This window comes from Psychrobacillus faecigallinarum, from assembly GCF_014836595.1.
Classification (GTDB): domain Bacteria; phylum Bacillota; class Bacilli; order Bacillales_A; family Planococcaceae; genus Psychrobacillus; species Psychrobacillus faecigallinarum.
In genome coordinates, this window is sequence record NZ_JACSQO010000001.1 from 558,100 (window position 1) to 581,991 (window position 23,892).

The following is a 23,892-nucleotide window of genomic DNA, read 5'->3' on the forward strand; positions in this document are numbered from 1 at the left end:
AAGCTTCTATTGAAAATCGGCAGTCCTCAAGAGTAGTCACCTTGAATCAATGTATTTGATGATGTAATTTCACATTTAGTTGATAAATATCATTAAATAACTCTATAATAGCTCATCTATCATTATTGGTGTCCCCGCTTTGTAATCTTTCCTAGCTAATTTGTTGATTATTTTTTCATAGTATTTAGGTTCTAGTCCATATCCTGGACGAACAATTTTTATATTTTTTTTTGTAAATTTTTCTCCACTATTAATATCCTGAGCAACATAAATAGAACGTCTGAATTTTAAAGAAGCTTTCTCCACTTCGGTAGGACCGTAGGTAACTTTCCCCATCGCCTGCCATGCTCGCTCTGTCTCTATAACTAATTCCTTCATCTCACTAGGTTCCATTGAAAATGCAGAGTCTACACCACCATCTGCTCTCGATAACGTAAAATGTTTTTCAATCACAGTAGCACCTAAAGCTACACTTGCTACTGCGACACCTATTCCCATAGTATGATCTGATAATCCAACTTGCACATCGAATAATTCACTCATATGAGGAATGGTAGAGATGTTTGTATTGTTAGGCGTCGCTGGGTAGGTACTTGTACATTTCAATAAAATTAACTCTTTACAGCCAGCCTCTCTTGCCGTTCTTACTAGTTCATCTAACTCAGCTACAGTAGCCATACCAGTAGAAACAATCATGGGTTTACCGGTAGAAGCAACTTTTTTTATAAGTGGTAAATCAGTGTTTTCAAAAGAAGCAATTTTATAGAGAGGTACATCCAATTCTTCCAAAAAGTCAACTGCTGTATCATCAAAAGGTGTACTAAATGCTATCATACCTAGGTCACGTGCTCGATCAAAAATTGGCTTATGCCATTCCCAAGGGGTGTATGCTTGTTGATATAATTTATAAAGATTTTGACCATCCCAAAGATTTTCACTATCCTCAATTTTAAAATCAGGATTTTCTATATTTAAAGTCATGGTATCGGCAGTGTATGTTTGTATTTTTAATGCATGTGCACCTGCCTTAGAAGCTTCTTCAACTATTTTTAATGCTCTCTCCAAGGAATGATTATGATTACCGGACATTTCAGCAATAATAAATGGTGGATTATTTAAACCTATTTTTTTGTTTTCAATAATAACTGTATTCATATATACCATTCCATTCTTTCTTCAACTTGTTTTAAATGACTTTTCCATTCATTATGCAAGATGGAGTAATCATTAATATCCATGAATTGGCCATCCTTTAAAATATGTTCTCTACGTGTCACATCATGTTTAAATCCCAGTTTTTCGTGAAAGTGTTTACTTCTTGGATTTTTATCAAGAACACTAGCATTTACTTTTCTTAACTTTAAATCATTAAAAATATAATTCAATGCCGTATAGCCAAGGACAGTTCCCATGCCACGTGATGCGTTTGTGTTGCCAATATAGAATCCCCACTCACAACTCTTATGGATAGGATTGATTTCGTTAATATTAACAATTCCGTAAGGAACGCCATCAAAATAAAATAATTTTGAAAGTGCCTTTTCATTTATCAACAGTCTTTCATACCAAGCTAGGTGTTGCTCAATCGAAATATAATCGCTATTATACATGACGGTTCTAATGTGATTTTGGTTTCTCCAATTTAAAACAAGTGATAAATCCTCATATTGAATATCTTTCAATAGTGCTCTGTTATCTAGTATCATTTATAATCTCCAATATCCGAGATGACACTCTATTTTTTTTAACAGTAGAGTAATTTATAATATAGTTACAACTCTCTACCATTTTTAATATAGCTTGTGGATTATCAATTAATAGCTTTAGTTGGGACTGAATGTCTGATTTTAAAATACTTTGTATAACTCCCAGTGATTTAATTGCACCTGTATGTGCTAAATCCCTCGTTAACTCTAATTGGTTACTTGCTGTTGTTACTACAACAGATGGTAATCTTAGATAGATTCTTTCCCATGATGCAGTTCCACCTGCTCCAATTGCTAAATCTGCTTGTGACATTAGATTGGCCATATAGTCAATATTACAATGTAGAATAACGTTTTCATATTTATTACAGAATGATTCTATTTGTTCCTTAAAAGGATTTTCAAATCCTATTACTACATTAATTATAATATTTACTTTTATTAATTCTTTTATAGCATATAGAATTTTTAAGGTTGCTCCTGCAGAATCAGTTCCACCGAAAAATATAAGAATATTATTGATAGTACCATCTCTAATAATCTTAGATGGATTTATATTTAAAAATTCTTCGCGCAGCAAGGCATAGGAAGGCCCTAAAAATTGATAACACTTTTCAGGAACTAGATTACTGTACCTATTCTCCATACTACAATAGAAATTTTGATCAAGTAATAAATCACAATCATGTTTTCTATCAGCTATGTCATCGATCACCATTATTTTCTTGACAATTGACTGTAATTTTTGTTCCCAATTTATATCAATTGAATAATGATCTACTACTAACAATTCTATTGGCAAATTTACCTTTTTCAATAGTAAAATAGTTTCCTCTGCATCATCAAACCAGTTATCTCTTGTCCAATCCCAATGTGATATTTCGGGTGATTCTTTTGTTTTAGGTATTTCCGAAAGACAAAGTACATCAAAACCTTGTTCAGTTATAAAGTTAATTAAATTGCCTTCTAAATTTCTACAAATAAACGTTACAACTACGTTTCTACTTTTCAATTGTTTAGCTAAAGTCAAACATCTCATTACGTGACCCGTACCTATTTGAATTGAAGCATCGGTCCGTATAAATACTTGCATAGATACCACCTTATAATTTCTTTTGTTCAATATGAATGTTTAATTGCATCCATTCTGGATTCTTATCAAGAATGTTAATAACATCATTCATAGAAAAAATATGATTTTCTTTGTATAATTTCTTTAAGATAAGTTCAATTAATTGGAAATCCTCAATTGTATCCACAGTCCAGCGATATTTGCCAAAGTTCTGATTACAAGAGATAAAACCAATATTAAAATTCTGTGGATTCGAATACATATACGCTGTAACATGTTCTCTATCTCTTTCTAAAATAGCTTCTAAATAAGCTTTTTCTAAGGCTTTTTCAGAAAAAACCTCCGTATCTAACCCTCTTGGATACGTTCTTTCTATCGTATTTGATACATAGTCATAATATGGTAAATTGTCTATATAATATTTAATAGTTTTATCGATGATAGATGGATCTATAATAGGGCAATCTGAAGTTAACCTAACTATAACTTCTCCTCCAAATTGTTGCGATGCTTCATAATAACGAGCAAGTACATCCTCTTCGGAGCCTCTGTAGTAATCAACGTTATACTGTTCACAAAAACTAACTATAAGATCATCGTTTTTATTAGTTGTAGTGGCAATAACAATTTTATCTATCAGTTTTGATTTTTTCACTCTTTCTAATTGATATAATAATAAAGGTTTGCCATTCACTTCTTTTAATATTTTACCGGGTAATCTAGTTGAACCCATTCGAGCTTGGATAATCGCTAAAATTTTCATTTTTTTACTTTTCCAATCACTAATTTTACAGCATCAATAACATCTTTGATGTCCTGATCTTGCATTAAGGGAAATAAAGGTAGAGAAATAATTTCTTCATATAATTTCTCTGCTTCTGGAAGAGAACCTTTTAAATATCCCAACTGTTGATAGAAAGGAAGAGTATGTACAGGAATATAATGAACATTAACACCAATTTTAAGTTTTTGTAGCTCTTCAAAAACTTCCTTTCGAGAAGCATTTAATTTCTCCAGGTTTAATTTAAGCACATACAAATGCCAACTTGAATCTGTGTCAGGCAATTGGTATGGAATTTGTAATTCTGCCATTTCAGTAAAACTCTCATTATAGGCTGCAACAATTTGCTTTCTTCTGTTAACAAAACTATCTAATTTATTTAATTGACTTACGCCAAGTGCTGCTTGAATATCAGTCATTCGATAATTATAACCTAAAAATTGCATTTCATAATACCAAGGTCCATGATTTTCATGCAATAGTTTTGGATCTCTCGTAATCCCATGAGAACGAAATTGTAAAAGTTTATTATAATAATCTATATTATTTGTTGTAATTATTCCTCCTTCACCCGTAGTAATATGTTTCACAGGATGAAAGCTGAACATTGTCATATCACTAATTGAACCAACTTTTTTTCCTTTATATTTACTCCCTAAAGCATGGGCGGCATCTTCAATAACAACTAAATTATATTTATTAGCAATTTTCCTAATTTCTTCCAATTGCGCTGGTTGACCAGTAAAATGTACTGGTATTATTGCTTTTGTTCTAGGAGTAATCTTCCTCTCGATATCAGTATGGTCTATATTATAGGTTTTCGGGTTGATGTCAGCAAAAATGACTTTTCCACCTTGATACAGAACACAATTTGCACTTGCTGCAAATGTAATGGGGGTTGTTATAACCTCATCTCCGCTGCTAATTCCTGCTGCAAAACAGGCGCCATGCAAAGCTGCAGTTCCATTAGAAAAAGAAACTGCATATGATGCACCTACAAATTCAGCCACTTTTTTTTCAAACATTTCAATAGCAGGCCCAGTTGTTAAATAATCACTTTTTAGTACCTCTATCACAGCATTAATATCGTCGTCATCAATAAATTGCTTACCATAAGGCAAATAAGTATTTCTCACTTCTAATATCTCCTTAAAGAAAAAATGCAGTCAAAGACTACATTTCTTCCACCAATTCTTTTAATTGTTCAATAGATAGCCATTCATCATTAATATCGCTTGCATATTTAAAGCCTTCTGGAAGGTGCTTTCCTCCCACTGCAAATTCTTTGGACCACCAAGAAAACTCAGGTTGTATGATAAAATAATCATCAAACTCAACAGTATGACGAGCGTCATCTTCGGTAATCATAGCTTCATGTAATTTTTCTCCTGCACGAATACCTACAATTTTAGTTTCACATTCAGGAGCTATAGCAATTGCTAAATCTGTAACTTTCATACTTGGAATTTTAGGAATAAAAATCTCTCCACCATGCATTCGCTCTAAATTATCTAAAACAAACTGAACCCCTTGATCAAGAGTAATCCAAAATCGTGTCATGCGTCCATCAGTAATAGGTAACGTACCTGTCTCCTTTAACTTTTTGAAAAATGGGACTACACTTCCGCGACTACCGACAACATTTCCATATCTTACAACCGAAAAACGAGTTTTCTTTTCACCAACATAGGAATTTCCTGCAACAAATAGTTTGTCCGATGCTAGTTTAGTTGCTCCGTAAAGATTCACTGGACTACATGCTTTATCTGTACTAAGAGCTATGACTTTCTCTACTCCCCGGTCTATGGCAGCTTCTATAATATTTTGCGCACCATGAATATTTGTCTTTACAGCTTCAAATGGATTGTATTCACATGCTTCAACATGCTTCATTGCTGCAGCATGTATGACAATATCTACTCCATCAAATGCACGATAAAGTCTATCTTTATCCCTTACATCACCAATAAAGAACCTAATTCTATTATCTTGAAATTCTTGTGCCATCTCATATTGTTTTAACTCATCTCTACTGAAAACAATAACTTTTTTTATATCAAATTCTAGTAATTTACGTATAATTTTTTTCCCGAATGATCCAGTTCCACCTGTTACCAATATAGTCTTTTGATTTAATGCCTTGTATTTCATATATTAAAATCACCTTTATGTTTCTATTTTTGTTTGATAAAATATTAGAATTCTATATTAACTACTTTTCTATTTATAATAATTTTCATAATCTTAGTATGTCTGACATTTTTCAAAAAAAGGTTTAATCTCATATTCAAACATATCTGCTACAATTACATAATCCTGAATTTCCAATCCACTATTTATTTCATTTAAAAAAACGTGAATTTTCTCTGTATTAAGTGGATTATAGTATAAATATTTTTCTAAATTTACATTTGCACTAATTAACCATGAGACACCTTCACTAAATGCAAGAATTTCCTTTAAAGCTTCATTTAAATTAGTTTGTCGAATGTCATCCGCTATTTTCTGACATCCTTTTGGCAATATTGACAGATATTCATTGTAGCTTTCAATTGTTTCTTCTACTAATTTATTCATGGTTTTCATCCTCAATATCTTTGATTATTTTCATGATTAACTCATTTGTATACGCTTCAGCTATATCAATGACCTTTGCTAAACTAGAGTACAATTCCTGATTTTGATTATATACCCTAATATATTTTTCTTTACTTGATTCATTTATATTTGGTAAATAGTTATTTTTTATATTTAAAGTGATAGGATCTATTAAACTAATGATAGACACATTTTGATAGATTTTTTTTAGCTTTTCATCATTTTTATTAAGCAGTTTTATAGTTTTTTGCTCGAATTTTATTTTTGACTTGTTCTTAGAAATTAAATCCAGACTTTCTGTTAATATTTTTTTAATATCGCTGTAGTGTTTAAGTTCTTTTTCCATTTTGTCTTTTAGGTCAAATTTTTTCATTATATCAGTACTGGAAATGCAAGATTTCTCAAAATTACAATACTCTATATTTTCAGCATACTTATTACAGAATTCTTGAAAGGAGATTTGCGTAAATCCTTTCAAAAAAACTCCTCCTTCAGTGCAATTATAAATAGTTCTATTTTTATCAGTAAAAGTAATTAATTTCTCAAAACTTTCCTTCATTGAATAAAAAACATAGTCAGTTAATACCTCTTCACCAAAATAACCTTCGGTTAAAAAAGCTCCTCTTTTTTTACGAAAGTCTTCATCTATCTCAAGATAGTTTTTATTAAATTCCGCATGGGTCTTATTATCAGTATAAGCCAAATCTTGCCCTATTAATGCTATAGGCCCGCTTGAAATATAATTCGCTACCGTGAAAGCATAGTTAGCTACTGATCCTCCTCCGATTAAGGAAGGATAGATTTCGTTAGTCAAATAAGTTAAATGTTTATTTACTACTGAATTACAGGTGGTATCAAATATATAACCATTTCCTCCAAAACTCTTCCTTATCTTATAATGGCTATATAAACTATAGATAAATCCTGTATTAGAAAGGTTCAATTCTCTAAAATGATTGTAATTATTATCTGACCCATCAACAGAAACAACATAATTAGGTTCTATACCATTTTTAAGTAAAGTATTTATAGTGGAACCAGCAGCTAGAATAATTACCGAATCCTTTATTTTTTGTAATATCGGAATCTGTTTAGTAAGAGAAGGACCACCTGATGCAATAACTACTGGAAGATTATACTTATTTTTCAACTCAATTAAAGATTTATCTTTAGTAGTATAGTAGAGATTTAACAGATAATTTTTTTGCCATATTTCTGAAAAAAAACGTACTGTGTTTTCAGTAACTCTATTTATATTAAGCCTATCTTTTATTAATTTTAAAAATTCTACATAATCTTCTTCCATTACTTTATCATAATTTGGAGAAATAATTATATTTACTCGTCTATTAAATTTGTCAATTTTTTTATCCAAAATGTTCAAATTTTTTTTTTCATATATATCAGTTATGATTTCTTTGTAACATTCAATATCGATTTCCTTTGCTATCGGATCTATAATTAATAATTCTTCTTCACTTTTAAGCTTTTCTTTAAATTTTTTATAAAAATAACCATTTCCATACCCATATAATATATGAAGATGGTTTGGTTTATAATTCATGTCTACAAATTGTTCTGCTTCTTTTAAAGGATCATACTTACTGTGCAAAAAGAAACCATTTATTTTAATTGTTATATCTCCCGATTTACATGTAATTCTTTCTATATCTAATGTTGTCATATCTTAACACCTCTACTTTTATTATCGACACCTATCCAAATAAATAAAGTATTAAAATCATGATTCAAATTAAAAGTCAATTCCAGTAGTTTTTGTTTATAAATATAGAAGTTCCCCTTAACTCTACACTTCATCAAATCTATTACGTAAACGTAATCATTACTTTAAGAAGAATTTTTTATTATTATAATAAAAAAAGAAATTTAAGCTACTTTGCTTAAATCCCTTTTTGTTAAAAACAAAAATCCGAACTTTAAAATAAAGTTCGGATTTTACTATTTTATTGAAGTAATTGTAAAACACCTTGAGGTTGTTGATTTGCTTGAGCTAGCATAGATTGTGCAGCTTGAGTTAAAATATTGTTTTTAGTGAATGACATCATTTCTTTTGCCATATCAACATCGCGAATACGAGATTCAGCAGCAGATAAGTTTTCAGAAGTAGCACCTAGATTATTAATAGTATGCTCCAAACGATTTTGAACTGCACCTAATTTTGAACGTTCTTTCGAAACAGTTTCGATAGCATCGTTAATAGTTGTGATCGCTTTATCTGATCCTGATTGAGTTTCTACATCTAAAGTATTAACTGATAATGCTCCAGCATTCATAGTAGCAATAGTTAATTCAATATTTTGTCCTGAATTGGCACCGATATGGAATGTTTTACCTGAGAAAGTACCACCTAATAGGTTTTGTGTATTGAACTCAGTATTATCAGCAATGCGTGTAATTTCAGATGCTAATGCATCGATTTCAGCTTGGATTGCTTCACGGTCTGCAGCAACATTTGTATCATTTGAAGATTGTACTGCTAATTCACGCATACGTTGTAGAATAGAGTGTGTTTCGTTAAGTGCACCCTCAGCAGTTTGAATTAAAGAAATACCATCTTGAGCGTTTTTAGAAGCCATGTCTAATCCGCGGATTTGTCCACGCATTTTTTCAGAGATAGCAAGACCAGCAGCATCGTCACCAGCACGATTGATTTTAAAACCTGAAGATAATTTTTCTAGGTTTTTAGAAGATTGTGATTGGTTAGCTGTTAAGTTTCTGTGTGTGTTTAAAGCTGAAATATTGTGTTGAATTCTCATTGTGAGATTCCTCCTTGAATTTTGGTTTAATTAGTTCCACGTCCTTGTGGAATTTGTTTGGCAGTATAAGGTCGGCCGCCCCATTTCTGCCTTACACTAGTATTATCGTACAAGTTAAAGATAGTTTAATAGTTTATTAAATATTTTTTTTTGAAATTTGTTCAATTAATGATTTAGAGATATTTAATGCCTCTTTGTTTTGCTGTTGAATGCTTTCATACACTTCAGAACGGTATACTTTTACATTTTGGGGAGCTACAATTCCTAGCTTAACCTGATCTCCGTCTACGCTCAATATTTTTAATTCTATCTTATCACCAATCATTATAGATTCATCTTTCTTTCTTGAAAGAACAAGCATTAAATAGCACTCCCTTCAATAGGAAACCTAATCGGATAAGTGGTTACATCTTGTAATACTAATTGTTTTGCAAGTCGCTTTTTGTAATTAATCAACAAGGGTGCTTGTAAATTTAAAGTGGAACTATGGAATGGATCTCTTAATGTAACAATGGAGTAGGTGATTAAATCTTCACTTTTTTCTATTTGCAAGTCCTCTTTATCGTCCTCTGAAACATCAAATGTATAATCATTTTTAAATGCAAAAGGGAAAGCAATAACAAACCCAATTTCTTGTTCTTTAATTGATTGAAGTACTGCGAAAGGTGAATCTTTTTCTAAGGGTAAAATTACAAATTCCTTTATTTCTTCAAATCCTGGTATTCCATCTGGAAATTGAATAATATCTTTTTCATCTATTGCCATTGATCCTAAAAATTTTGTTTCAATGTTCATGTTTTTTACTCCTTTAGACTATGAAGTCGATTTCAATCGTTGGATTTTGCATCATAACCCCTGATACTTTACCTGGTGTATAGCCGTAAACCGGTTTGTTAATTTGAGCATTTATTATAGGCTTTTGCGTTTGAACATTTATATCCAGCTTAGCTGGCTCATAATCTAATTTTACAGAACCTACCGATGGAATAAAATCTATACCTAAAGCCTTTTTATGAGGAAATGTGTTTTGCTTCGCAATAGATGGTACTGCATTTTGGTTATGTGCGATATCCATCATTTGGTTTCCTTCCCTAACACGCCTGGCTATCCCTTGCATGGCTTTTTTCCGACCCTCTGCCGCAAAGTTAGAAGCAGATTCGAGGGGTCCTATTAATCCTATATCTCTTCTTGCTTGAGAAGAATCAATCTTCATAATACCACGAGTTGTTTCTAAATCTAATATAGCAGCAGGTTGTTCAATATGTTGAGTTGCCTTCGGTTGTTTAATTGTTTGCTTAGCATTAACGATATTAAGTCCTAGCTTTGCATCTGTGGTCCGTATTTGAAGCTGTGGAAAATTCATTTGTCTCACCTCGAAAGAAAGCGTTTGAACAGGTTGTCCAAACGCCTTGAATTATCTAATAAAATCTACTAATGTGGATTGAATGATTTTGGCACCTACTGAAAGTGCTGCTTGGTGAATAGATTCTTGGGTAATCATATCTGTAATAACACGTTCATAATCAATGTCTTCGTTATCAGAAAGTTGCTTTGTTACAACTACTTCTTGTGTTGCAAGACGATTAATCATCATATCTACTCGATTTTGTCGAGCACCAATATCTGCACGGTTTTCAAGCACTTTATTTTGCACAGTACTTATTGTACTTAAATGATCACCAATTTTACTTCCTATTGTTCCAGCAGGATCAGCTAAATCTTTTTGAATACTTGTTAGCATGTCGTCAATTTGAGCAAACATATCAACTGCTTTTGTATTCACATCTAAATTAACTCCATCATACACTTCAATTTCTACAGAGTTTGAAAATCCAGGGTTAGCGGTATTAACTAAATTAGTTAAGCTATCACCTTCTGTAAAAGTTTGACCAGCAAATTTCCCATTTTCAAAAACAGGACTCAGGGTATTTGTTCCACTAAACAAATATTTTTCCCCAACTTTGGTGTTTGCTAAATCACGGATTTGAAGTTTAATTTGATCTATTTCTTTTTTCATCTTTTCTCGGTCTTCATCTGTATTCGTGTCACTTGCTGCATTGGTTACGAGCTCTTGAACACGACGAAGAGCAATTCCAACATGATCAAGGGTATCATCAGAAGTATCTAACCAATTTTCTACTTCCCCCATATTGCGCTTATATTGTTCTACTTTATTTAGATTTGTTCGATAACCTATTCCTTTTACAGCTATTACTGGATCATCTGAAGGACGGCTAATTTTTGAACCCGTATTAATTTGATCCTGTAGCTTCCCCATTTTGGAATAGCTGTTTGAGAGATTACGAAGCATATTACTAGAAAGCATCGATTGTGTTACACGCATTTAAATATCCCCTTTCTACAAGCCTACTCGACCCATGCCGTTTATTATTTTGTCTAGAGTCTCATCAATTACCGTAATCATACGGGCATTCGCATTGTACGCTTGTTGGAATGTAATCATATTAGTCATTTCCTCATCAAGAGATACGGAGCTTACTGAAGCACGATTATTTGCAACTGTTAGAAGTATTGTTCCAGCATTCTTTGTTAATCGATTCGCTTGCTCACCATCTACTCCTAGTTTACCAATAACTCCTTGATAAAAAGATTGTACCGTTGCGCCATCCAAATCAGTTAACTTATTAAATTTCATGTTCGCTAATTTAATTGCATTTTTTCCGTTTCCTACTTCCCCAGCAGCGTCAGAAACAGCAATTAAATTTGGATTCTTTATAATTTCCTCTAGTACTTCAATACCTGAAGCTCCTACTCCCGTAAAAAACTCCTGATTATTAGTACTAGCAGTCGCCCCTTCTGCAAGAGTGAATCCTTGTTTATGAATATCATTAAACTCTTTCATAAATGCATTGGCCATATCATCTAATTTTGCTAATGTTTCTGTGAAATAACCGGTGGCAGGATCTCCGTGACCAAATGAGTCAATTAGTGAAACTAACTTTCCTTTTGAAGGATCTAATTGATTATAGGTAATTGTTTCGCCACCTAAACCTGTAATTTTAATTTCCTTAAATCCTGCTGTGAGGTCTGTACCATCCAACTTATTATTAGAAGTATCTAAAGTTTCAAGCTGTGCAAAGTTTTTCCCGTTTACTAGTTCTACTTTAGTGCCGTCTTTTAACTTCATCGTAACAGTTAAGCTTCCCTCTGCAATCGCTAAAGCATTACCACCTGATGGTACACGTTCAGTTTCAATTGGTATATACTGGGATAAATCATCGATTAGAGAGTCTCTAGCATCATACAAGTCATTGGGCATATAGCCATTTGGCTCAATTGCTTGAATTTGTTCATTAATAGAAGCAATCTGTTTTAATATAGAATTAATATCGTCAGTAGAGACTTTGATTTCATTTCCAAGATTTGATTGAATATCTGACAGTTGTTTGTGTGTATAGTTAAATGAATCTGCTACATGTAGTGCACGTTGTATGACAACTTTACGTGTCGCAGCATTTTCTGGACTTCCACTTAGATCTTGTAAAGAGTTCCAAAATTGATCAAGGGCTGTATTTAAACCATAATCTGAAGGCTCTGTCACAATATCCTCTATTTGGCTAATGGCATTAGATCGTGATTCCCAATAACCTAGTTTTGTTGTTTCTTGACGATATTGTCTATCAATAAAATTATCTCTTATTCTTTGTACAGACTGCGCTTGTACACCCGTGCCAATATGGCCGGCAGTCTTTGGTGCATTAAGACCCGTACCAGGATAGCCTAATGTAGCTTCCATATTTACTCTTTGACGTGAGAAGCCAATAGTGTTGGCATTTGAAATATTATGTCCTGTTGTATATAGAGCGGACTGCTGTGTGAAAAGTCCTCGTTTACTTGCTTCTAATCCCATAAATGTGGAGCGCATGGGTTGGCCTCCTTAAGCTTGTGAATCGAAGTAAGATTTATCCTTTGAAGGACGCTTTACTTCGTTCTTTGAGTAGTTTATTTGGTCTGGCTTTGGTCGTAGCATATCTAACGTCATATTGACAAATTGTAATGATTGGAATGTTAGCTTTTGATTCAGATCGTTTTGATTTTTGAGAGTTTCCAATGTGAGAAGAAGCTGTTTACGTGCAGTACTTAGCTGCTCCTTTTCTTCCTCAGTGTTGGTGTTTTCTAAGACATGTGCAACAGTTGGGTTGTCGATCGGAGCAATTCCTTTTGCTCTAAGGTAATCCGTTACCTCTAATTGACGCTGTTGCTCTAGCTGAGAAATACCGGCTACGTGCGCCTGCTCGTCCTTGAGCAGTTGGTTAAGACTGTCCATGTCCCCAGTTTTGATGGCCTCTGTTTTTTTGTACGCAATTTCTAACAAACTTTTGTGAAGCATATTTAGGTTTGTTAGAGAGTGCAGAATCTTATCGATGGACATGCTCGGGTCTCCTTTAAATTTGGTAGTATTTCAAAATGTTTGTAGCTAGCTGCTTCGCATAAACTTTGTAAGTGCCTGCTTCGATGTCTGCTTTAATAGCAGCAACGCGCTCTGCCTGCTCTACCTCTATCGGAGATTTCGTCTGCATACTTTTTGCTGCTGATGAAATTTCCAACTGGTCTGCAGTTGCCTTCAAAGCATTTTGTGTTTTTTCTGTTTGCATTTGATTGCGTTTGTAAGGATTGATCTGATTGACACCTAGATTTGTGATTTTCATATACATACCCCTTTCGTTCTATTAGTATCTATTCTATATTTCGGTAAGTTTTAAAAAGTGTTTAGAGTTCTTTTGTAGGAAAAGATTGGTATGGGAAATGAGCCTTAGGGCATTACCATTTGACTAGAATTCTATGACTCAAGCAAGTAGGTAGAACTATCGGTCGAACCTTTGTTCCAGTTGACCTTAAAGGGCACTTAGTTTGAACCAGATAAAAAAACTCCCACACATGGTGAGAGCTACTTTTGATCCTTATAATAGACTGCCTCTTGATTATTTACCTTATCACGAAATTCTTTTGCGGCCTCAAACTGGCGTAGCCCAGATTTCAATTCATCGGAGCATTTTGCACAAAGCTTTCCTACCTGTGTCAATTTGCCACAGCTGTCACATGGATATCCTAAGTTCGGAAATAGAGCTGGCTGTAATCTTCCCTTACGAACCCATTTATGTAAGAGGTCCTCATCCACTCCTGTTACCTCTACGATTCTATCAACCGTAGCTGCGCGATTTTCTCGTTTTCTTAAGAATCGATAGACGATCTCGTATAGCTTTTCCTCATTCATAGCACAAGGATTACACACTTCTCTTAACCCAGTATAGTTAAAAAACTCGCCACATGATGGACAATTCTTTAGTTCTCCCATGACCATACCTCCACTATTTCTGCTAGTTGTCTTTTATATCGGCAGATTACCCTTTTATTAAAGTAATTGCCTCCACACTCTTAGCACCAGCATCCTTCAGCACTTTTGCAGCATGATGAATGGTGGCACCTGTTGTGTAAATATCATCAAATAAAATATAGTGTACTGGCTGGACATCTGTTATAGATTCAAATAAAATTCCAGCTTCCAGACGTTCCTTCTTTGACTTTTTTCCCTGCTCGTTACTAGTAGTTTTCACAAGAAGGTTTCGGAATGGAATGTCGGCTTTACTTAGAAATTCCTCCACTTGAGAGAAGGTTCTTTCCTTTAATTTTTCCGGGTGCATAGGTATAGGGACAACTATTCCTTGTTTAAGGCGAAGGAATTCATTTATTTCACGAGCAAATACGCCAGCAAGTGCAATATCCTGTAGAAACTTGTATTGATGGAGATAGTTTTTCATCGCTTCATTGTAAGTATGAAGTGATGTAACTTGATCCACTGCTCCTTCATAGGGGGTCCCAATAAAGTCAGAGAAATCAAATGAGGCTTCCGCTCTCTCAAATTTTTGGTGGCATCGATCACAGCTAGCAGTCTCGATTTCATAGAGGAATAACCGCCTCCATGTCGCAGGGCGTGAAAATATACTCCCACAAATCAAACAGTTTATAGCCCATTCCACCTTTCAATTTCCTCCTTTGCCTCATCCATCGCATGGCTTATTCCATGATGAAAGAAAACAATGTCACCGTCTGGATACTGGATGGAGCGTCCTACTCTCCCGCTAATTTGTATGAGAGCGCTAGCAGTAAAAATATCCTGCTCTGCTCCTACTACTGCAACGTGAACATTTTCTATAGTGATTCCTCTTTCTAATATTGTAGTTGTTAATAAACCAGGCACTTTCTTTTCGCGAAGCTGCATGACTCTTTCCTTTCTATCTGGATGTTCAGCATGTACACGAGGCAAATCACCAGGGAATTGCTCTAGCATTTCAATAGTTGGGAGGAATACGAGAAATGGGATATTTTTTTGAATTTTTTCATCTATCCATTGCTGTAGTTTGCGCGGGATTTTTCCTTTGTTTAATTGTCTAGCGTAGCCCCAAAGGCTGTCGAATCTAGGTACAGGCAAAGGATAACCATGATATCGCTTGGTGAGAATGGATTGGTTGACTGTTTGAAGGGAATTGTTGGGCGTGGCTGTTACATAGTGAATAGCGGCATTTGGTTTTGCAGCTTTTACAACCGCTTGTCGAAGAGTCTCATCTGCATAATAAGGGAAGGCATCTGCTTCATCGACAAATACGACATCAAAAGCATCTTCGAATCGGTATAGCTGATGGGTAGTGGCCAGGATTAAAGTGGCAAAGCCTTCCTGGCCTGATGCTCCTCCGTAAAGTGCATGGATGATAGTTTTTGGGAACACCTTTTGAAAACGAGGGAACAGTTCTAAAATGACATCAGTTCTTGGTGCAGCAACGCATACACGTTTGCCTGCTAGCAAAGAGGCAAAGATAGATGGAAAAAGTAGCTCTGTTTTGCCTGCTCCACAGACTGCATGTAAAAGGTGAGACTGATTGTTTTGGACACTGTTTAAAAGCTCTTCACTTGCCCTTTGTTGAAGTGCAGTTAACTGACCGGACCAATTAAAAATGTCCTCGGTTGTTCCGATAGCTGGCTCCTTGACCCAAGTTATCAGTTCAGAGCAACTACTAACTCGTCCCATACGGATGCAATGACGACAGTAGGTACAGGTTTTATTACAATAGGCGCATTGGAAAGAGTAAAATAATGATGGATTTGTGTTGTGACATCGATTGCAGATGTGTTTCATTGATTGAAATATTGTTTGAGGTTTAATCGTTTTGATTCCTGGTTTTAGATGAATGTGGCCGCTGAGGATATGGTCGTCTATGACCTCGCGCGGAAAAGGCGTGTGTGCGCGAAGCCATATGCGTCCAGTGAGAAATTGCTGTAATTGCTCGTTTACTTGTTTCATTATGATTCTACGTGGTACCAGCCTAGTCCCATGGAGCCTTCTCCAAGGTGCGTACCGATAACCGGACCAAAGTAGCTGATTGTAAATTCAACGTTTGGCATAATTGCTTCTAAAAGAATTTTCCATTCTATAGCCTCTTGCTCGTTGTTGGCATGAATAATAGTAGCCTTGATTTTATCGTATTTGCTTGCATCTTCCTCTAGCATATCTGCAATTCGTTTCATCGCTTTTTTGCGAGTGCGAACCTTTTCAAATGGAACGATGACTTTATTTTCAAAATGAAGGATTGGTTTTACTTGAAGCACAGATCCAATGACACGCTCAAAGCCGTTTAGACGGCCGCCACGGTGAAGATGATCTAGGTTGTCCACCATGAAGTATGCACGCATCGATTGTTTCATCTTGTTTAATTCTTGTAAAATTACTTCTGGAGTTTCACCGGCCTGCGCCATTTCTGCAGCACGGATTACATAGAAGCCTTGAACCATACAAGAAATCTCTGTATCGAATGTATACACATCAATACCTTCGACCATACCTCCTGCTTGCTCTGCTCCTGCCAATGTTCCACTAATTCCGCTAGAAAGATGGATAGAAATGATGGTGTCATAATCCTTCTCTAACTCTTCGAAGGTGTTAACGAAGTTTCCTAGAGAAGGCTGTGAGGTTTTTGGAAGTGCTTTTTCATTTCGGATTTTATCGTAAAATTCATAAGCGTTAATATCTATTTCTTCTCTATATGTGTCGTTACCGATTACGACACTAAGAGGAACCATTTTAATGTTTAAACTTGCTCGTTTATCTTCTGGAATATAAGCTGTACTATCAGTCACTATTACCGTTTTTGTCATGTAAGAAATCACTCTCCTAACTCTAGTTTACTGAATATGGATAGGAAAGGAAAGCATAAAAAGACCCCAAACATGATATTTGTCATATATGCTGGGGATATGGTGATTTATTCAGTTGTTTCGCCTATAAAATAGACACTTGTTACCACCCATTTGCCTTCTTCCTTCACAAAAACCGTCACCTGACGACCATTACGATCGAGTTTTGCTCCAGACCCTGGCTCGTGAAGTGCAATATGGATATTTGAATATACTTGAGCTTCTTTGTCATTATATTCAATAATAGTAACGTCCTCAGCTGTACGTACAGTATCGTAGTTTTCGAAGGTCTCCAATACTAGTTCTTTTTCGGATTCATAGTTGAAGCCCTCTGGTTTTTTGGAGATTACACTTAAATAGCGGTCTATATCTTCTTCGTTAAATGCTTCAATGTATTCGTTAAATGCATTTAATACTGCTGTTTTTTCTTCCTCGGGTACATTAGCTGCCTCTTCAATGTCTCCACCAGAAGACATTTGGAAGCCTACGTCTGATTTATCCTCTGCTCCATGATCGATTGCTGACTCCGTTTGTGATGGAGTTGAATCGTTCACTGATCCCGAACTTGGATTTACCTCTTCTTTATCATTACAAGCAGCAAGTCCTAGTGTAATTGCTGCGAGAGTAAGTACTTGGATTATTAGTCTCATCTGTTTCCCTCCTGCTGTTGGTTATTTTGTCATAGTTATGACGAAAACTCAATGAATAAGTTTCAATTTATAAAATAATGAAATTTTCTGACGTTTGAAGTAACATATATAATTAGAATGGAGGTGAATATTAGTATTGTATCCTGTACAGAAGATTTTATTAAAAAGATTGTTAGGTGAGCATGAGAAATATATGCTGGTGGCAGATGATATTCGTCGTAGTGAATCTGGTGACCGAGGAGAAGATCGGTTGGTAGCTAAGCTAGATGAATTAAGGCTTTCTGGAAATTTACAAGTGTTTTCTGATGTGGGATTGGTGTTAGAAGATTGGAAAGTACAAATTGATTGTTTAATAGTCAGCGATCGCTGTTGTATGGTCATCGAATCCAAAAATATGAGTGGTAACTTGTATTTTAAAGAGGAAGAATTTTATAAAGAAGTTGATGGAATAGAAACTCCCTTCCCCAACCCCTACTTTCAACTCACACGCAACATTCGCTTCATGAAAGAATTTCTCCGAAACGTGTGCCCTACCATGAAAGTTACTGGTGCAGTCATTATAACCGCTAAATCCAGTCGCATTCGCGAGAAACCTTCCCACTATCCTATATTTAAGCTAGAAAGCATGATGGAGAAAATTTATCAAATGCATAGCAACGGCTTGCACGAGCCAGTTTCGTTGGTCAAGTTTGAAGAAATTACGTCGCACATCGAGAAAAATCTATCACCGTACATTATGCCTCCGTTATGTGAATATTATCGTATTTCACCTAGAGATTTAGTGCGAGGAGTGGAATGTCCAAAGTGTGGTACGCTCGGAATGCTTCGCCACTCCACCACTTGGAAATGTCCGAGCTGTGGGAAGAATGATCGGAATGCTCATATTGCTGCCGTATATGAATACTTTCAGCTAATAAATAACGAGATAACAAATAGAGCTTTCCGAGACTTCTGTAAAATTGAGTCAAAATACTCCGCTTCTCGTATGTTAAACAGCATGAAAAATTTAAAAGGCTATGGAAAGGCAAACAAAAGATACTTTAAGCTGAAATAATATGCTAGATTTATTTTCCCGCAACACTCTTTGTCCTTTGCTAAACACTTTACTCTTTTTCTACAACACTTCCCTTCTTTCTCGCAACGGTTTTGTTTCTCGCAACACTTCACCTGTTTTCTGCAACACTCTTTGTCCTTTGCGCAACACGTTACTCTTTTTCTGCAACACTTCCCTTTTTTCACGCAATGGTTTTGATTCTCGCAACACTTCACCTGTTCCCCGCAACACTCTTTGTCCTTTGCGTAACACTTTACTCTTTTTCTGCAACACTTCCCTTCTTTCTCGCAACGGTTTTGTTTCTCGCAACACTTCACCTGTTTCCCGCAACACTCTTTACCTTTCCCGCAACACTTTACTCTTTTTCTGCAACACTTCCCTTCTTTCCCGTATCGGTTTTGTTTCTCGCAACACTTTACCTGTTTCCCGCAACACTCTTTGTCCTTTGCACAACACTTTACTCTTTTTCTGCAACACTTCCCTTGTTTCTCGCAACGCTTTTGTTTCTCGCAACACTTCACCGGTTTCCCGCAACACTCTTTGCTTTTCTCGCAACAATCTACTCGCTTTCTGCAACACTTCTTCTCCAAAAAAACAAAACCCCCTCCAATCAAAGATTAGAGGGGGTGTACATGTCAAATTCAGTATTATCGAACTTCAACCCAACCGTTTTTGATGCCGGTTACTACGGCTTGGGTACGGTCGTTTACGTTCATTTTTTGTAGAATACTAGATACATGGTTTTTTACTGTTTTTTCGGAGATGAAAAGAGTTTCTCCGATTGTGCGGTTACTTTGTCCGTCTGTTAATAATTGAAGAACTTCACATTCACGTTTCGTTAATAAATGGAATGGACGACGGATTTCTGTTTGGTGGAAGTTTCCTTTGTTTTCGCGCTCGCTTAAACGACGGAATTCTGCCACTAGATTACGTGTTACTTTTGGATGTAAATAAGAGCCGCCTTTAGCTACTACTTTAATCGCTGATACGATTGCCACAGCATCCATCTCTTTTAACATATAGCCTAATGCACCAGTTTTCAACGCGTGCGATACGTATGATTCATCGTCGTGGATAGAAAGCATGATAACTTTTGCATCTGGAAATTTTTCCATTAGTTCTTCTGTAGCGTCTACGCCATTTTTTGTAGGCATGTTGATGTCCATTAAAACAACATCTGGTAAGTATTGTTCATATAAGCGTAGTACATCGCTACCGTCGCTTCCTTCTGCCACCACTTCAAACGTATCTTCGAAGTCTAGTATTCTCTTTACTCCCTCGCGGAAAAGTTGGTGATCATCTATAATGATAATTTTTGTCATTGGTCATTTCCTCCTATTAAAAACGGCTGTAGTTACTATTCCTCATTTAGCGGAATACTAAACAAAATTGTTGTTCCATTTCCTGGTGACGATATAATTTTCATCGTACCGTCTAATAAATCGACTCTCTCTTGCATACCGATTAAGCCAAATGATTTTTCTTTTACTACTTTTGGATCAAAACCGACCCCATTGTCTTTGACGATAATGTTAATTTTGTGTTTCACCCATTCAATCTTTACCCAAGCTTCTGTAAATTGACCATGCTTTAGTCCATTTGTCAGGCATTCTTGGATTAGACGGAAAATAGCTACTTCAAAATTTGGCTGTAAGCGAAGTTCTTCTCCAAACGTTTGAAAATGTATTTTTTTTGCAGGGTTGTATTCCCCAGTAGTTGTAATATATTTTCGAAGCGTTGGGATTAAACCTAGGTCGTCCAAAGCCATTGGACGGAGATCATAGATGATTCGGCGAACTTCAGAAAGGGCATCTCGAACGGTGCTCTTTAATTCGATAATTTCTTTCATCGCCTCATCCCCACCTCGTTGCTGATACGTCAGGTTGATCAAATCTGTTCTGAGCAACACATTAGCTAGCATTTGAGCTGGGCCATCATGAATTTCGCGTGAGAGACGTTTTCTTTCTTCTTCTTGGGCTTCAATAATTTTCAATGTAAAATCTTGTTTAATTTTTGCGTTTTCAAGCGCTTCTCCAACTTCCTTTAAATCAGAAGTAAGATAATTGATGACAATATTGACTTGATTGACAAGCTGATCTGCACGTTCTATCATTTCTAATAGCCCTTGCAATCTTCGTTCTAGTTCATCTCTACGCTGCCTTAGTTGTTTTTCTTCATTGCGTTTGATTAAAAGATTAATTTGAAGCTCATTTGCATTTTCGTAAGCGCTTCGGACTTGTGGTTCATCATATGAGTTAAAATTCTTCGAAACCTCTGCTAATCTATTACGAGCAAGTCTCGATTTTGCCTCAAGCGAGTCGCCTTCCAGTATGACAGCCTCAATGCTTCCGCGAATTATTTCCAACTCAACTTTCATTTCTTCGAAGCTTTGACGACTTTGTTCGCTTATAATGAATATATCCTTTTTCGAATGGTCCATTACTTCGACCATCCTATCGAAAATAACATCTAACGATTGCAATTCGAGATTCTTGTTCGTCATCTGTTTTTTCTCCTTTAGACATTCAACATGAGTCTTCATTCATTTTTACTGACAAACTCTATTATAGCACTAATTGACTAAAAATAAATTAAATTTACTTTACAAGTATGTTTCAAAGCCTTTAGGAGGGAAATTTATTATGAGAAACAATTATAAAACAGTTAAGGGTCACGGAGAAAGTGAAATTATTATTCAAAAGTCCCAATTTATTACTTATATTGAACGAGCTGAGTCTGAGGAGGAAGCGCAAGATTTTATTAATAAAATTAAACAAAAGCATAAAGATGCTACTCATAACTGCTCTGCCTACATTATTGGAGAGCATGATCATATTCAAAAAGCAAACGATGATGGTGAACCAAGCGGTACAGCCGGAGTTCCTATGCTTGAAGTCCTTAAAAAAAGAGCACTAAAGGATACAGTAGTAGTAGTGACGCGTTACTTTGGTGGTATTAAGCTGGGAGGCGGAGGCCTTATAAGGGCTTATGGCAAAGCTACTACAGAAGGGATAGATGCTACTGGGGAGGTAGAATGCCAGCTTCATCACTTAATGAAAGTTTCCATAGATTATACATGGCTAGGTAAAGTGGAGAATGAAATAAGAAACTCTATTTTCCAATTAAAAGAAATTGCCTATGCAGATTTAGTGGAAATTTATGTATACACAAAAGCGGAGGATGAGGTAAAATTTTTAGAGTGGGTAACAGAAATAACAAATGGACAAGCAATAATCGACACCGTAGAGAAAGTATTTTTGGAGTTTGACGTCGTTTGATTTATAATAAAGTAATGAGGAGTGATGGAAAAACATGAAAAAATTCTCAATTTTATTTCTTTTATTATTCGGATTAAGTATTGCTCCGGCAATTACTTTAGCAGCTGAATGTCCAGACAAGGTCTTTTGGGACGGAGTAGAGTTAAAAAAAGGACAAATTGGGAGGGTGATCATACAAAAGCCCACAACCATATACAAAAATGTGAATGGAAGCTTTGAATCCTCTCGAACAGTAAAGCCAGGTGAAAATTTTCGAGTTTATGCAAATAAATCTACATACTACCATCTTGGCGGCGGATTAGTAATTAAGGACGATTCAACAATTTTATATCAAACGCCGTCTAAAACTAAGCTCAATCAATTAAATTGCAAGCCAACAAAGGCTGCAACTACAAACTTTACAATTGGTAACAATATTTCAACTGTGAACGCTCAATTGGGAGCAGCCAAGAAATCAGTAGTAAATGAGTTTGGAGCTATTACTGGAATTTACCATAATAATTACGATAAATTTTATGCAATCAGTACATTAAGTAATAAAATATCTTCCTTATATACTAAGGACAAAGCCTATCAAGTAAACGGAATTTCCGTATCAAATACTATAAGTCAGCTAGAAAATGAGTTTGGTAAAAACTATGAAACTACTGGAAACACATACCCTGTAGAAATCATTACGTACTCCTTACCAAAGTATGAAGCGAATTTCTTTATAGACGTGCATAATGACAATAAAATCTCGGCAATCTACTTAGTAGACTACCAATTGATCAATAAAAATCCAAATCTATATCCTAAAAAATCTACTACTCTAGAAACAGGCTACGAGAATCTATTATTTCATTTGATTAATGCAGAAAGAAAATCTCATGGGGTTCCTGTGCTACAGTCCGCTCCAAAGGTAGCAGATGTGGCAAGAAAGCATAGTGTAGACATGGGTGTCAATGATTACTTCAATCATAATAACTTAAAAGGTGAATCTCCTTTTGACCGCTTAGCTAATGGCGGAGTACAATTTAGAAATGCCGGTGAAAATATCGCAATGGGCTATACAGATCCATATTTTGCACATGAAGCATTGATGAATTCATTAGGACATCGTAAAAACGTTATAAACACTGCATACACTCATGTAGGAGTTGGCGTCTACTTTGCCAAATGGACACATGGCTCCATTCCTTATTACACTCAAAACTTTATCAAACCATAATAATAGCTTTCAGAGTGTAGACAAAGTTATTTTTTACTTTGTATACACTCTTTTTAATGAATAATTACAACAAGAATAATGAGGGAACTGCATGAAAAAAAATTTTGGAAAAGCACTTGCTATTCTTATAGTTATCCTTATCGTCATCGGGACACTTGCTATCTCCATTGCAGCTGAGATTGGAATCCTATTGCTTGTAGGAATTGATTTTGAACGTTGGTCAAGTTTAATTTGGTTTATTGTTGTTTATGGAGTCGTTGAATTTATCGTCATAATGGCGCTAGATGCTTTCATAGAACTAAAGGCAAATAGTCATCAAAAATTCCATAAATATTTTGGGCATATGATCGTATCATTTACGCTCATTATGGCAATTTCACTTTTCATAGAGACGATTTACTTACCAATTACGGGGGCAGTCATTTTTGCTATTGCTACGGCTACAATGTATTTACTGTTTAGTTTTGGGGATAAAAAAGAAATACATGAAGACTAGAACTCATTAAATATATAAAGGCAAGAATGTTGATTTAACAACATTCTTGCCTTTTCTTTTGG

Annotated in this window: 29 protein-coding genes; 4 read left to right on the top strand and 25 right to left on the bottom strand. The window is 35.3% G+C overall.

The genetic code is table 11. The annotated features are described in order from the left end of the window. Positions 1–102 precede the first annotated feature (102 nt). The 21 genes from pseI to H9650_RS02890 form a co-directional block, all read right to left on the bottom strand. Positions 103–1,155 carry a pseudaminic acid synthase gene (gene pseI, locus H9650_RS02790; RefSeq protein ID WP_191696497.1) on the bottom strand — a complete coding sequence of 351 codons (1,053 nt, stop codon included), beginning with the start codon at positions 1,153–1,155 and terminating at the stop codon, positions 103–105. Further along, positions 1,152–1,706 (bottom strand): UDP-4-amino-4,6-dideoxy-N-acetyl-beta-L-altrosamine N-acetyltransferase, encoded by a 555-nt coding sequence (pseH, locus tag H9650_RS02795; RefSeq protein ID WP_191696498.1) that lies wholly within the window; start codon positions 1,704–1,706, stop codon positions 1,152–1,154. Before pseH ends, pseI begins: the two co-directional genes overlap by 4 nt. Next, the gene (gene pseG / locus H9650_RS02800; RefSeq protein WP_191696499.1) at positions 1,693–2,799 is read right to left on the bottom strand and encodes a UDP-2,4-diacetamido-2,4,6-trideoxy-beta-L-altropyranose hydrolase; all 1,107 of its coding nucleotides are present in this window, start codon (positions 2,797–2,799) and stop codon (positions 1,693–1,695) included. The genes pseH and pseG overlap by 14 nt, the downstream gene beginning before the upstream one ends. 10 nt (positions 2,800–2,809) lie before the next feature. Continuing rightward, complete coding sequence (locus H9650_RS02805) at positions 2,810–3,541, bottom strand: cytidylyltransferase domain-containing protein (protein ID WP_191696500.1); 732 nt, start codon at positions 3,539–3,541, stop codon at positions 2,810–2,812. Continuing rightward, entirely contained in the window at positions 3,538–4,695 is a 1,158-nt protein-coding gene (gene pseC / locus H9650_RS02810; RefSeq protein WP_191696501.1) for a UDP-4-amino-4,6-dideoxy-N-acetyl-beta-L-altrosamine transaminase, read from the bottom strand. The genes H9650_RS02805 and pseC overlap by 4 nt, the downstream gene beginning before the upstream one ends. 37 nt (positions 4,696–4,732) lie before the next feature. Further along, positions 4,733–5,710 carry a UDP-N-acetylglucosamine 4,6-dehydratase (inverting) gene (gene pseB / locus H9650_RS02815; protein ID WP_191696502.1) on the bottom strand — a complete coding sequence of 326 codons (978 nt, stop codon included), beginning with the start codon at positions 5,708–5,710 and terminating at the stop codon, positions 4,733–4,735. A 93-nt stretch (positions 5,711–5,803) separates the two neighbouring features. Then, positions 5,804–6,136: a hypothetical protein gene (locus H9650_RS02820; RefSeq protein ID WP_191696503.1), complete on the bottom strand. Its 333-nt coding sequence runs from the start codon at positions 6,134–6,136 to the stop codon at positions 5,804–5,806. Then, on the bottom strand, positions 6,129–7,841 hold the full coding sequence (locus H9650_RS02825; RefSeq protein ID WP_191696504.1) for a motility associated factor glycosyltransferase family protein: 1,713 nt from the start codon (positions 7,839–7,841) through the stop codon (positions 6,129–6,131). The genes H9650_RS02820 and H9650_RS02825 overlap by 8 nt, the downstream gene beginning before the upstream one ends. 280 nt (positions 7,842–8,121) lie before the next feature. Next, positions 8,122–8,934 carry a flagellin N-terminal helical domain-containing protein gene (locus H9650_RS02830; protein ID WP_191696505.1) on the bottom strand — a complete coding sequence of 271 codons (813 nt, stop codon included), beginning with the start codon at positions 8,932–8,934 and terminating at the stop codon, positions 8,122–8,124. A 136-nt stretch (positions 8,935–9,070) separates the two neighbouring features. Continuing rightward, positions 9,071–9,295 (bottom strand): carbon storage regulator CsrA, encoded by a 225-nt coding sequence (gene csrA, locus H9650_RS02835; RefSeq protein ID WP_151110906.1) that lies wholly within the window; start codon positions 9,293–9,295, stop codon positions 9,071–9,073. After that, complete coding sequence (gene fliW, locus H9650_RS02840) at positions 9,295–9,729, bottom strand: flagellar assembly protein FliW (RefSeq protein ID WP_191696506.1); 435 nt, start codon at positions 9,727–9,729, stop codon at positions 9,295–9,297. Before fliW ends, csrA begins: the two co-directional genes overlap by 1 nt. Positions 9,730–9,742: 13 nt before the next feature. Continuing rightward, positions 9,743–10,297 carry a DUF6470 family protein gene (locus H9650_RS02845; RefSeq protein ID WP_191696507.1) on the bottom strand — a complete coding sequence of 185 codons (555 nt, stop codon included), beginning with the start codon at positions 10,295–10,297 and terminating at the stop codon, positions 9,743–9,745. A 51-nt stretch (positions 10,298–10,348) separates the two neighbouring features. Next, entirely contained in the window at positions 10,349–11,278 is a 930-nt protein-coding gene (flgL, locus tag H9650_RS02850; RefSeq protein WP_191696508.1) for a flagellar hook-associated protein FlgL, read from the bottom strand. A gap of 15 nt (positions 11,279–11,293) precedes the next feature. Then, positions 11,294–12,820 (bottom strand): flagellar hook-associated protein FlgK, encoded by a 1,527-nt coding sequence (flgK, locus tag H9650_RS02855; protein WP_191696509.1) that lies wholly within the window; start codon positions 12,818–12,820, stop codon positions 11,294–11,296. 12 nt (positions 12,821–12,832) lie between these two features. Beyond that, on the bottom strand, positions 12,833–13,327 hold the full coding sequence (locus H9650_RS02860) for a flagellar protein FlgN (protein WP_191696510.1): 495 nt from the start codon (positions 13,325–13,327) through the stop codon (positions 12,833–12,835). A gap of 13 nt (positions 13,328–13,340) precedes the next feature. Further along, positions 13,341–13,604 carry a flagellar biosynthesis anti-sigma factor FlgM gene (gene flgM / locus H9650_RS02865; protein ID WP_191696511.1) on the bottom strand — a complete coding sequence of 88 codons (264 nt, stop codon included), beginning with the start codon at positions 13,602–13,604 and terminating at the stop codon, positions 13,341–13,343. A 239-nt stretch (positions 13,605–13,843) separates the two neighbouring features. Continuing rightward, the gene (locus H9650_RS02870) at positions 13,844–14,251 is read right to left on the bottom strand and encodes a TIGR03826 family flagellar region protein (RefSeq protein ID WP_144537565.1); all 408 of its coding nucleotides are present in this window, start codon (positions 14,249–14,251) and stop codon (positions 13,844–13,846) included. Positions 14,252–14,297: 46 nt separating this feature from the next. After that, positions 14,298–14,933: a ComF family protein gene (locus H9650_RS02875; RefSeq protein WP_191696512.1), complete on the bottom strand. Its 636-nt coding sequence runs from the start codon at positions 14,931–14,933 to the stop codon at positions 14,298–14,300. Continuing rightward, positions 14,918–16,252, bottom strand: coding sequence for a DEAD/DEAH box helicase (locus H9650_RS02880; protein WP_191696513.1), 1,335 nt, complete (start codon positions 16,250–16,252; stop codon positions 14,918–14,920). Before H9650_RS02880 ends, H9650_RS02875 begins: the two co-directional genes overlap by 16 nt. Beyond that, positions 16,252–17,103: a DegV family protein gene (locus tag H9650_RS02885; protein ID WP_144537559.1), complete on the bottom strand. Its 852-nt coding sequence runs from the start codon at positions 17,101–17,103 to the stop codon at positions 16,252–16,254. Before H9650_RS02885 ends, H9650_RS02880 begins: the two co-directional genes overlap by 1 nt. A gap of 107 nt (positions 17,104–17,210) precedes the next feature. Further along, on the bottom strand, positions 17,211–17,792 hold the full coding sequence (locus H9650_RS02890) for a nuclear transport factor 2 family protein (protein ID WP_191696514.1): 582 nt from the start codon (positions 17,790–17,792) through the stop codon (positions 17,211–17,213). A gap of 136 nt (positions 17,793–17,928) precedes the next feature. Here H9650_RS02890 and H9650_RS02895 point away from each other — a divergent pair, with 136 nt between their 5' ends. Then, positions 17,929–18,846, top strand: a complete 918-nt coding sequence (locus H9650_RS02895; RefSeq protein ID WP_191696515.1) for a nuclease-related domain-containing protein — start codon at positions 17,929–17,931, stop codon at positions 18,844–18,846. A gap of 60 nt (positions 18,847–18,906) precedes the next feature. Here the strand turns inward: H9650_RS02895 and H9650_RS02900 are convergent, their stop codons facing one another. The 4 genes from H9650_RS02900 to H9650_RS02915 all read right to left on the bottom strand — a co-directional run bounded on the left by H9650_RS02900 (position 18,907) and on the right by H9650_RS02915 (position 21,349). After that, positions 18,907–19,179, bottom strand: coding sequence for a hypothetical protein (locus H9650_RS02900; RefSeq protein ID WP_191696516.1), 273 nt, complete (start codon positions 19,177–19,179; stop codon positions 18,907–18,909). Between the two features lie 3 nt (positions 19,180–19,182). Continuing rightward, positions 19,183–19,422, bottom strand: a complete 240-nt coding sequence (locus tag H9650_RS02905; RefSeq protein WP_191696517.1) for a hypothetical protein — start codon at positions 19,420–19,422, stop codon at positions 19,183–19,185. A gap of 71 nt (positions 19,423–19,493) precedes the next feature. Then, positions 19,494–20,168: a response regulator gene (locus tag H9650_RS02910; RefSeq protein ID WP_144537553.1), complete on the bottom strand. Its 675-nt coding sequence runs from the start codon at positions 20,166–20,168 to the stop codon at positions 19,494–19,496. A gap of 35 nt (positions 20,169–20,203) precedes the next feature. After that, positions 20,204–21,349: a sensor histidine kinase gene (locus tag H9650_RS02915; protein ID WP_144537551.1), complete on the bottom strand. Its 1,146-nt coding sequence runs from the start codon at positions 21,347–21,349 to the stop codon at positions 20,204–20,206. A 139-nt stretch (positions 21,350–21,488) separates the two neighbouring features. On the opposite strand from H9650_RS02915, the gene H9650_RS02920 reads away from it, so the two are divergent. From H9650_RS02920 to H9650_RS02930, 3 genes are all read left to right on the top strand, one after another. Further along, positions 21,489–22,124: a YigZ family protein gene (locus H9650_RS02920; RefSeq protein WP_191696518.1), complete on the top strand. Its 636-nt coding sequence runs from the start codon at positions 21,489–21,491 to the stop codon at positions 22,122–22,124. Positions 22,125–22,158: 34 nt separating this feature from the next. Continuing rightward, positions 22,159–23,334, top strand: coding sequence for a CAP domain-containing protein (locus H9650_RS02925; RefSeq protein ID WP_191696519.1), 1,176 nt, complete (start codon positions 22,159–22,161; stop codon positions 23,332–23,334). Positions 23,335–23,425: 91 nt separating this feature from the next. After that, the gene (locus H9650_RS02930) at positions 23,426–23,830 is read left to right on the top strand and encodes a histidine kinase (RefSeq protein ID WP_191696520.1); all 405 of its coding nucleotides are present in this window, start codon (positions 23,426–23,428) and stop codon (positions 23,828–23,830) included. Positions 23,831–23,892: the final 62 nt, after the last annotated feature.

What these genes read in the sequence shown, in the direction of transcription:
- pseI (WP_191696497.1), bottom strand. Translation starts at nt 1,155, where the DNA reads ATGAATACAGTTATTATTGAAAACAAAAAAATAGGTTTAAATAATCCA.
- pseH (WP_191696498.1), bottom strand. Translation starts at nt 1,706, where the DNA reads ATGATACTAGATAACAGAGCACTATTGAAAGATATTCAATATGAGGAT.
- pseG (WP_191696499.1), bottom strand. Translation starts at nt 2,799, where the DNA reads ATGCAAGTATTTATACGGACCGATGCTTCAATTCAAATAGGTACGGGT.
- H9650_RS02805 (WP_191696500.1), bottom strand. Translation starts at nt 3,541, where the DNA reads ATGAAAATTTTAGCGATTATCCAAGCTCGAATGGGTTCAACTAGATTA.
- pseB (WP_191696502.1), bottom strand. Translation starts at nt 5,710, where the DNA reads ATGAAATACAAGGCATTAAATCAAAAGACTATATTGGTAACAGGTGGA.
- H9650_RS02820 (WP_191696503.1), bottom strand. Translation starts at nt 6,136, where the DNA reads ATGAATAAATTAGTAGAAGAAACAATTGAAAGCTACAATGAATATCTG.
- H9650_RS02825 (WP_191696504.1), bottom strand. Translation starts at nt 7,841, where the DNA reads ATGACAACATTAGATATAGAAAGAATTACATGTAAATCGGGAGATATA.
- H9650_RS02830 (WP_191696505.1), bottom strand. Translation starts at nt 8,934, where the DNA reads ATGAGAATTCAACACAATATTTCAGCTTTAAACACACACAGAAACTTA.
- csrA (WP_151110906.1), bottom strand. Translation starts at nt 9,295, where the DNA reads ATGCTTGTTCTTTCAAGAAAGAAAGATGAATCTATAATGATTGGTGAT.
- fliW (WP_191696506.1), bottom strand. Translation starts at nt 9,729, where the DNA reads ATGAACATTGAAACAAAATTTTTAGGATCAATGGCAATAGATGAAAAA.
- H9650_RS02845 (WP_191696507.1), bottom strand. Translation starts at nt 10,297, where the DNA reads ATGAATTTTCCACAGCTTCAAATACGGACCACAGATGCAAAGCTAGGA.
- flgL (WP_191696508.1), bottom strand. Translation starts at nt 11,278, where the DNA reads ATGCGTGTAACACAATCGATGCTTTCTAGTAATATGCTTCGTAATCTC.
- flgK (WP_191696509.1), bottom strand. Translation starts at nt 12,820, where the DNA reads ATGCGCTCCACATTTATGGGATTAGAAGCAAGTAAACGAGGACTTTTC.
- H9650_RS02860 (WP_191696510.1), bottom strand. Translation starts at nt 13,327, where the DNA reads ATGTCCATCGATAAGATTCTGCACTCTCTAACAAACCTAAATATGCTT.
- flgM (WP_191696511.1), bottom strand. Translation starts at nt 13,604, where the DNA reads ATGAAAATCACAAATCTAGGTGTCAATCAGATCAATCCTTACAAACGC.
- H9650_RS02870 (WP_144537565.1), bottom strand. Translation starts at nt 14,251, where the DNA reads ATGGGAGAACTAAAGAATTGTCCATCATGTGGCGAGTTTTTTAACTAT.
- H9650_RS02880 (WP_191696513.1), bottom strand. Translation starts at nt 16,252, where the DNA reads ATGAAACAAGTAAACGAGCAATTACAGCAATTTCTCACTGGACGCATA.
- H9650_RS02885 (WP_144537559.1), bottom strand. Translation starts at nt 17,103, where the DNA reads ATGACAAAAACGGTAATAGTGACTGATAGTACAGCTTATATTCCAGAA.
- H9650_RS02890 (WP_191696514.1), bottom strand. Translation starts at nt 17,792, where the DNA reads ATGAGACTAATAATCCAAGTACTTACTCTCGCAGCAATTACACTAGGA.
- H9650_RS02910 (WP_144537553.1), bottom strand. Translation starts at nt 20,168, where the DNA reads ATGACAAAAATTATCATTATAGATGATCACCAACTTTTCCGCGAGGGA.
- H9650_RS02915 (WP_144537551.1), bottom strand. Translation starts at nt 21,349, where the DNA reads ATGACGAACAAGAATCTCGAATTGCAATCGTTAGATGTTATTTTCGAT.
- H9650_RS02920 (WP_191696518.1), top strand. Translation starts at nt 21,489, where the DNA reads ATGAGAAACAATTATAAAACAGTTAAGGGTCACGGAGAAAGTGAAATT.
- H9650_RS02925 (WP_191696519.1), top strand. Translation starts at nt 22,159, where the DNA reads ATGAAAAAATTCTCAATTTTATTTCTTTTATTATTCGGATTAAGTATT.
- H9650_RS02930 (WP_191696520.1), top strand. Translation starts at nt 23,426, where the DNA reads ATGAAAAAAAATTTTGGAAAAGCACTTGCTATTCTTATAGTTATCCTT.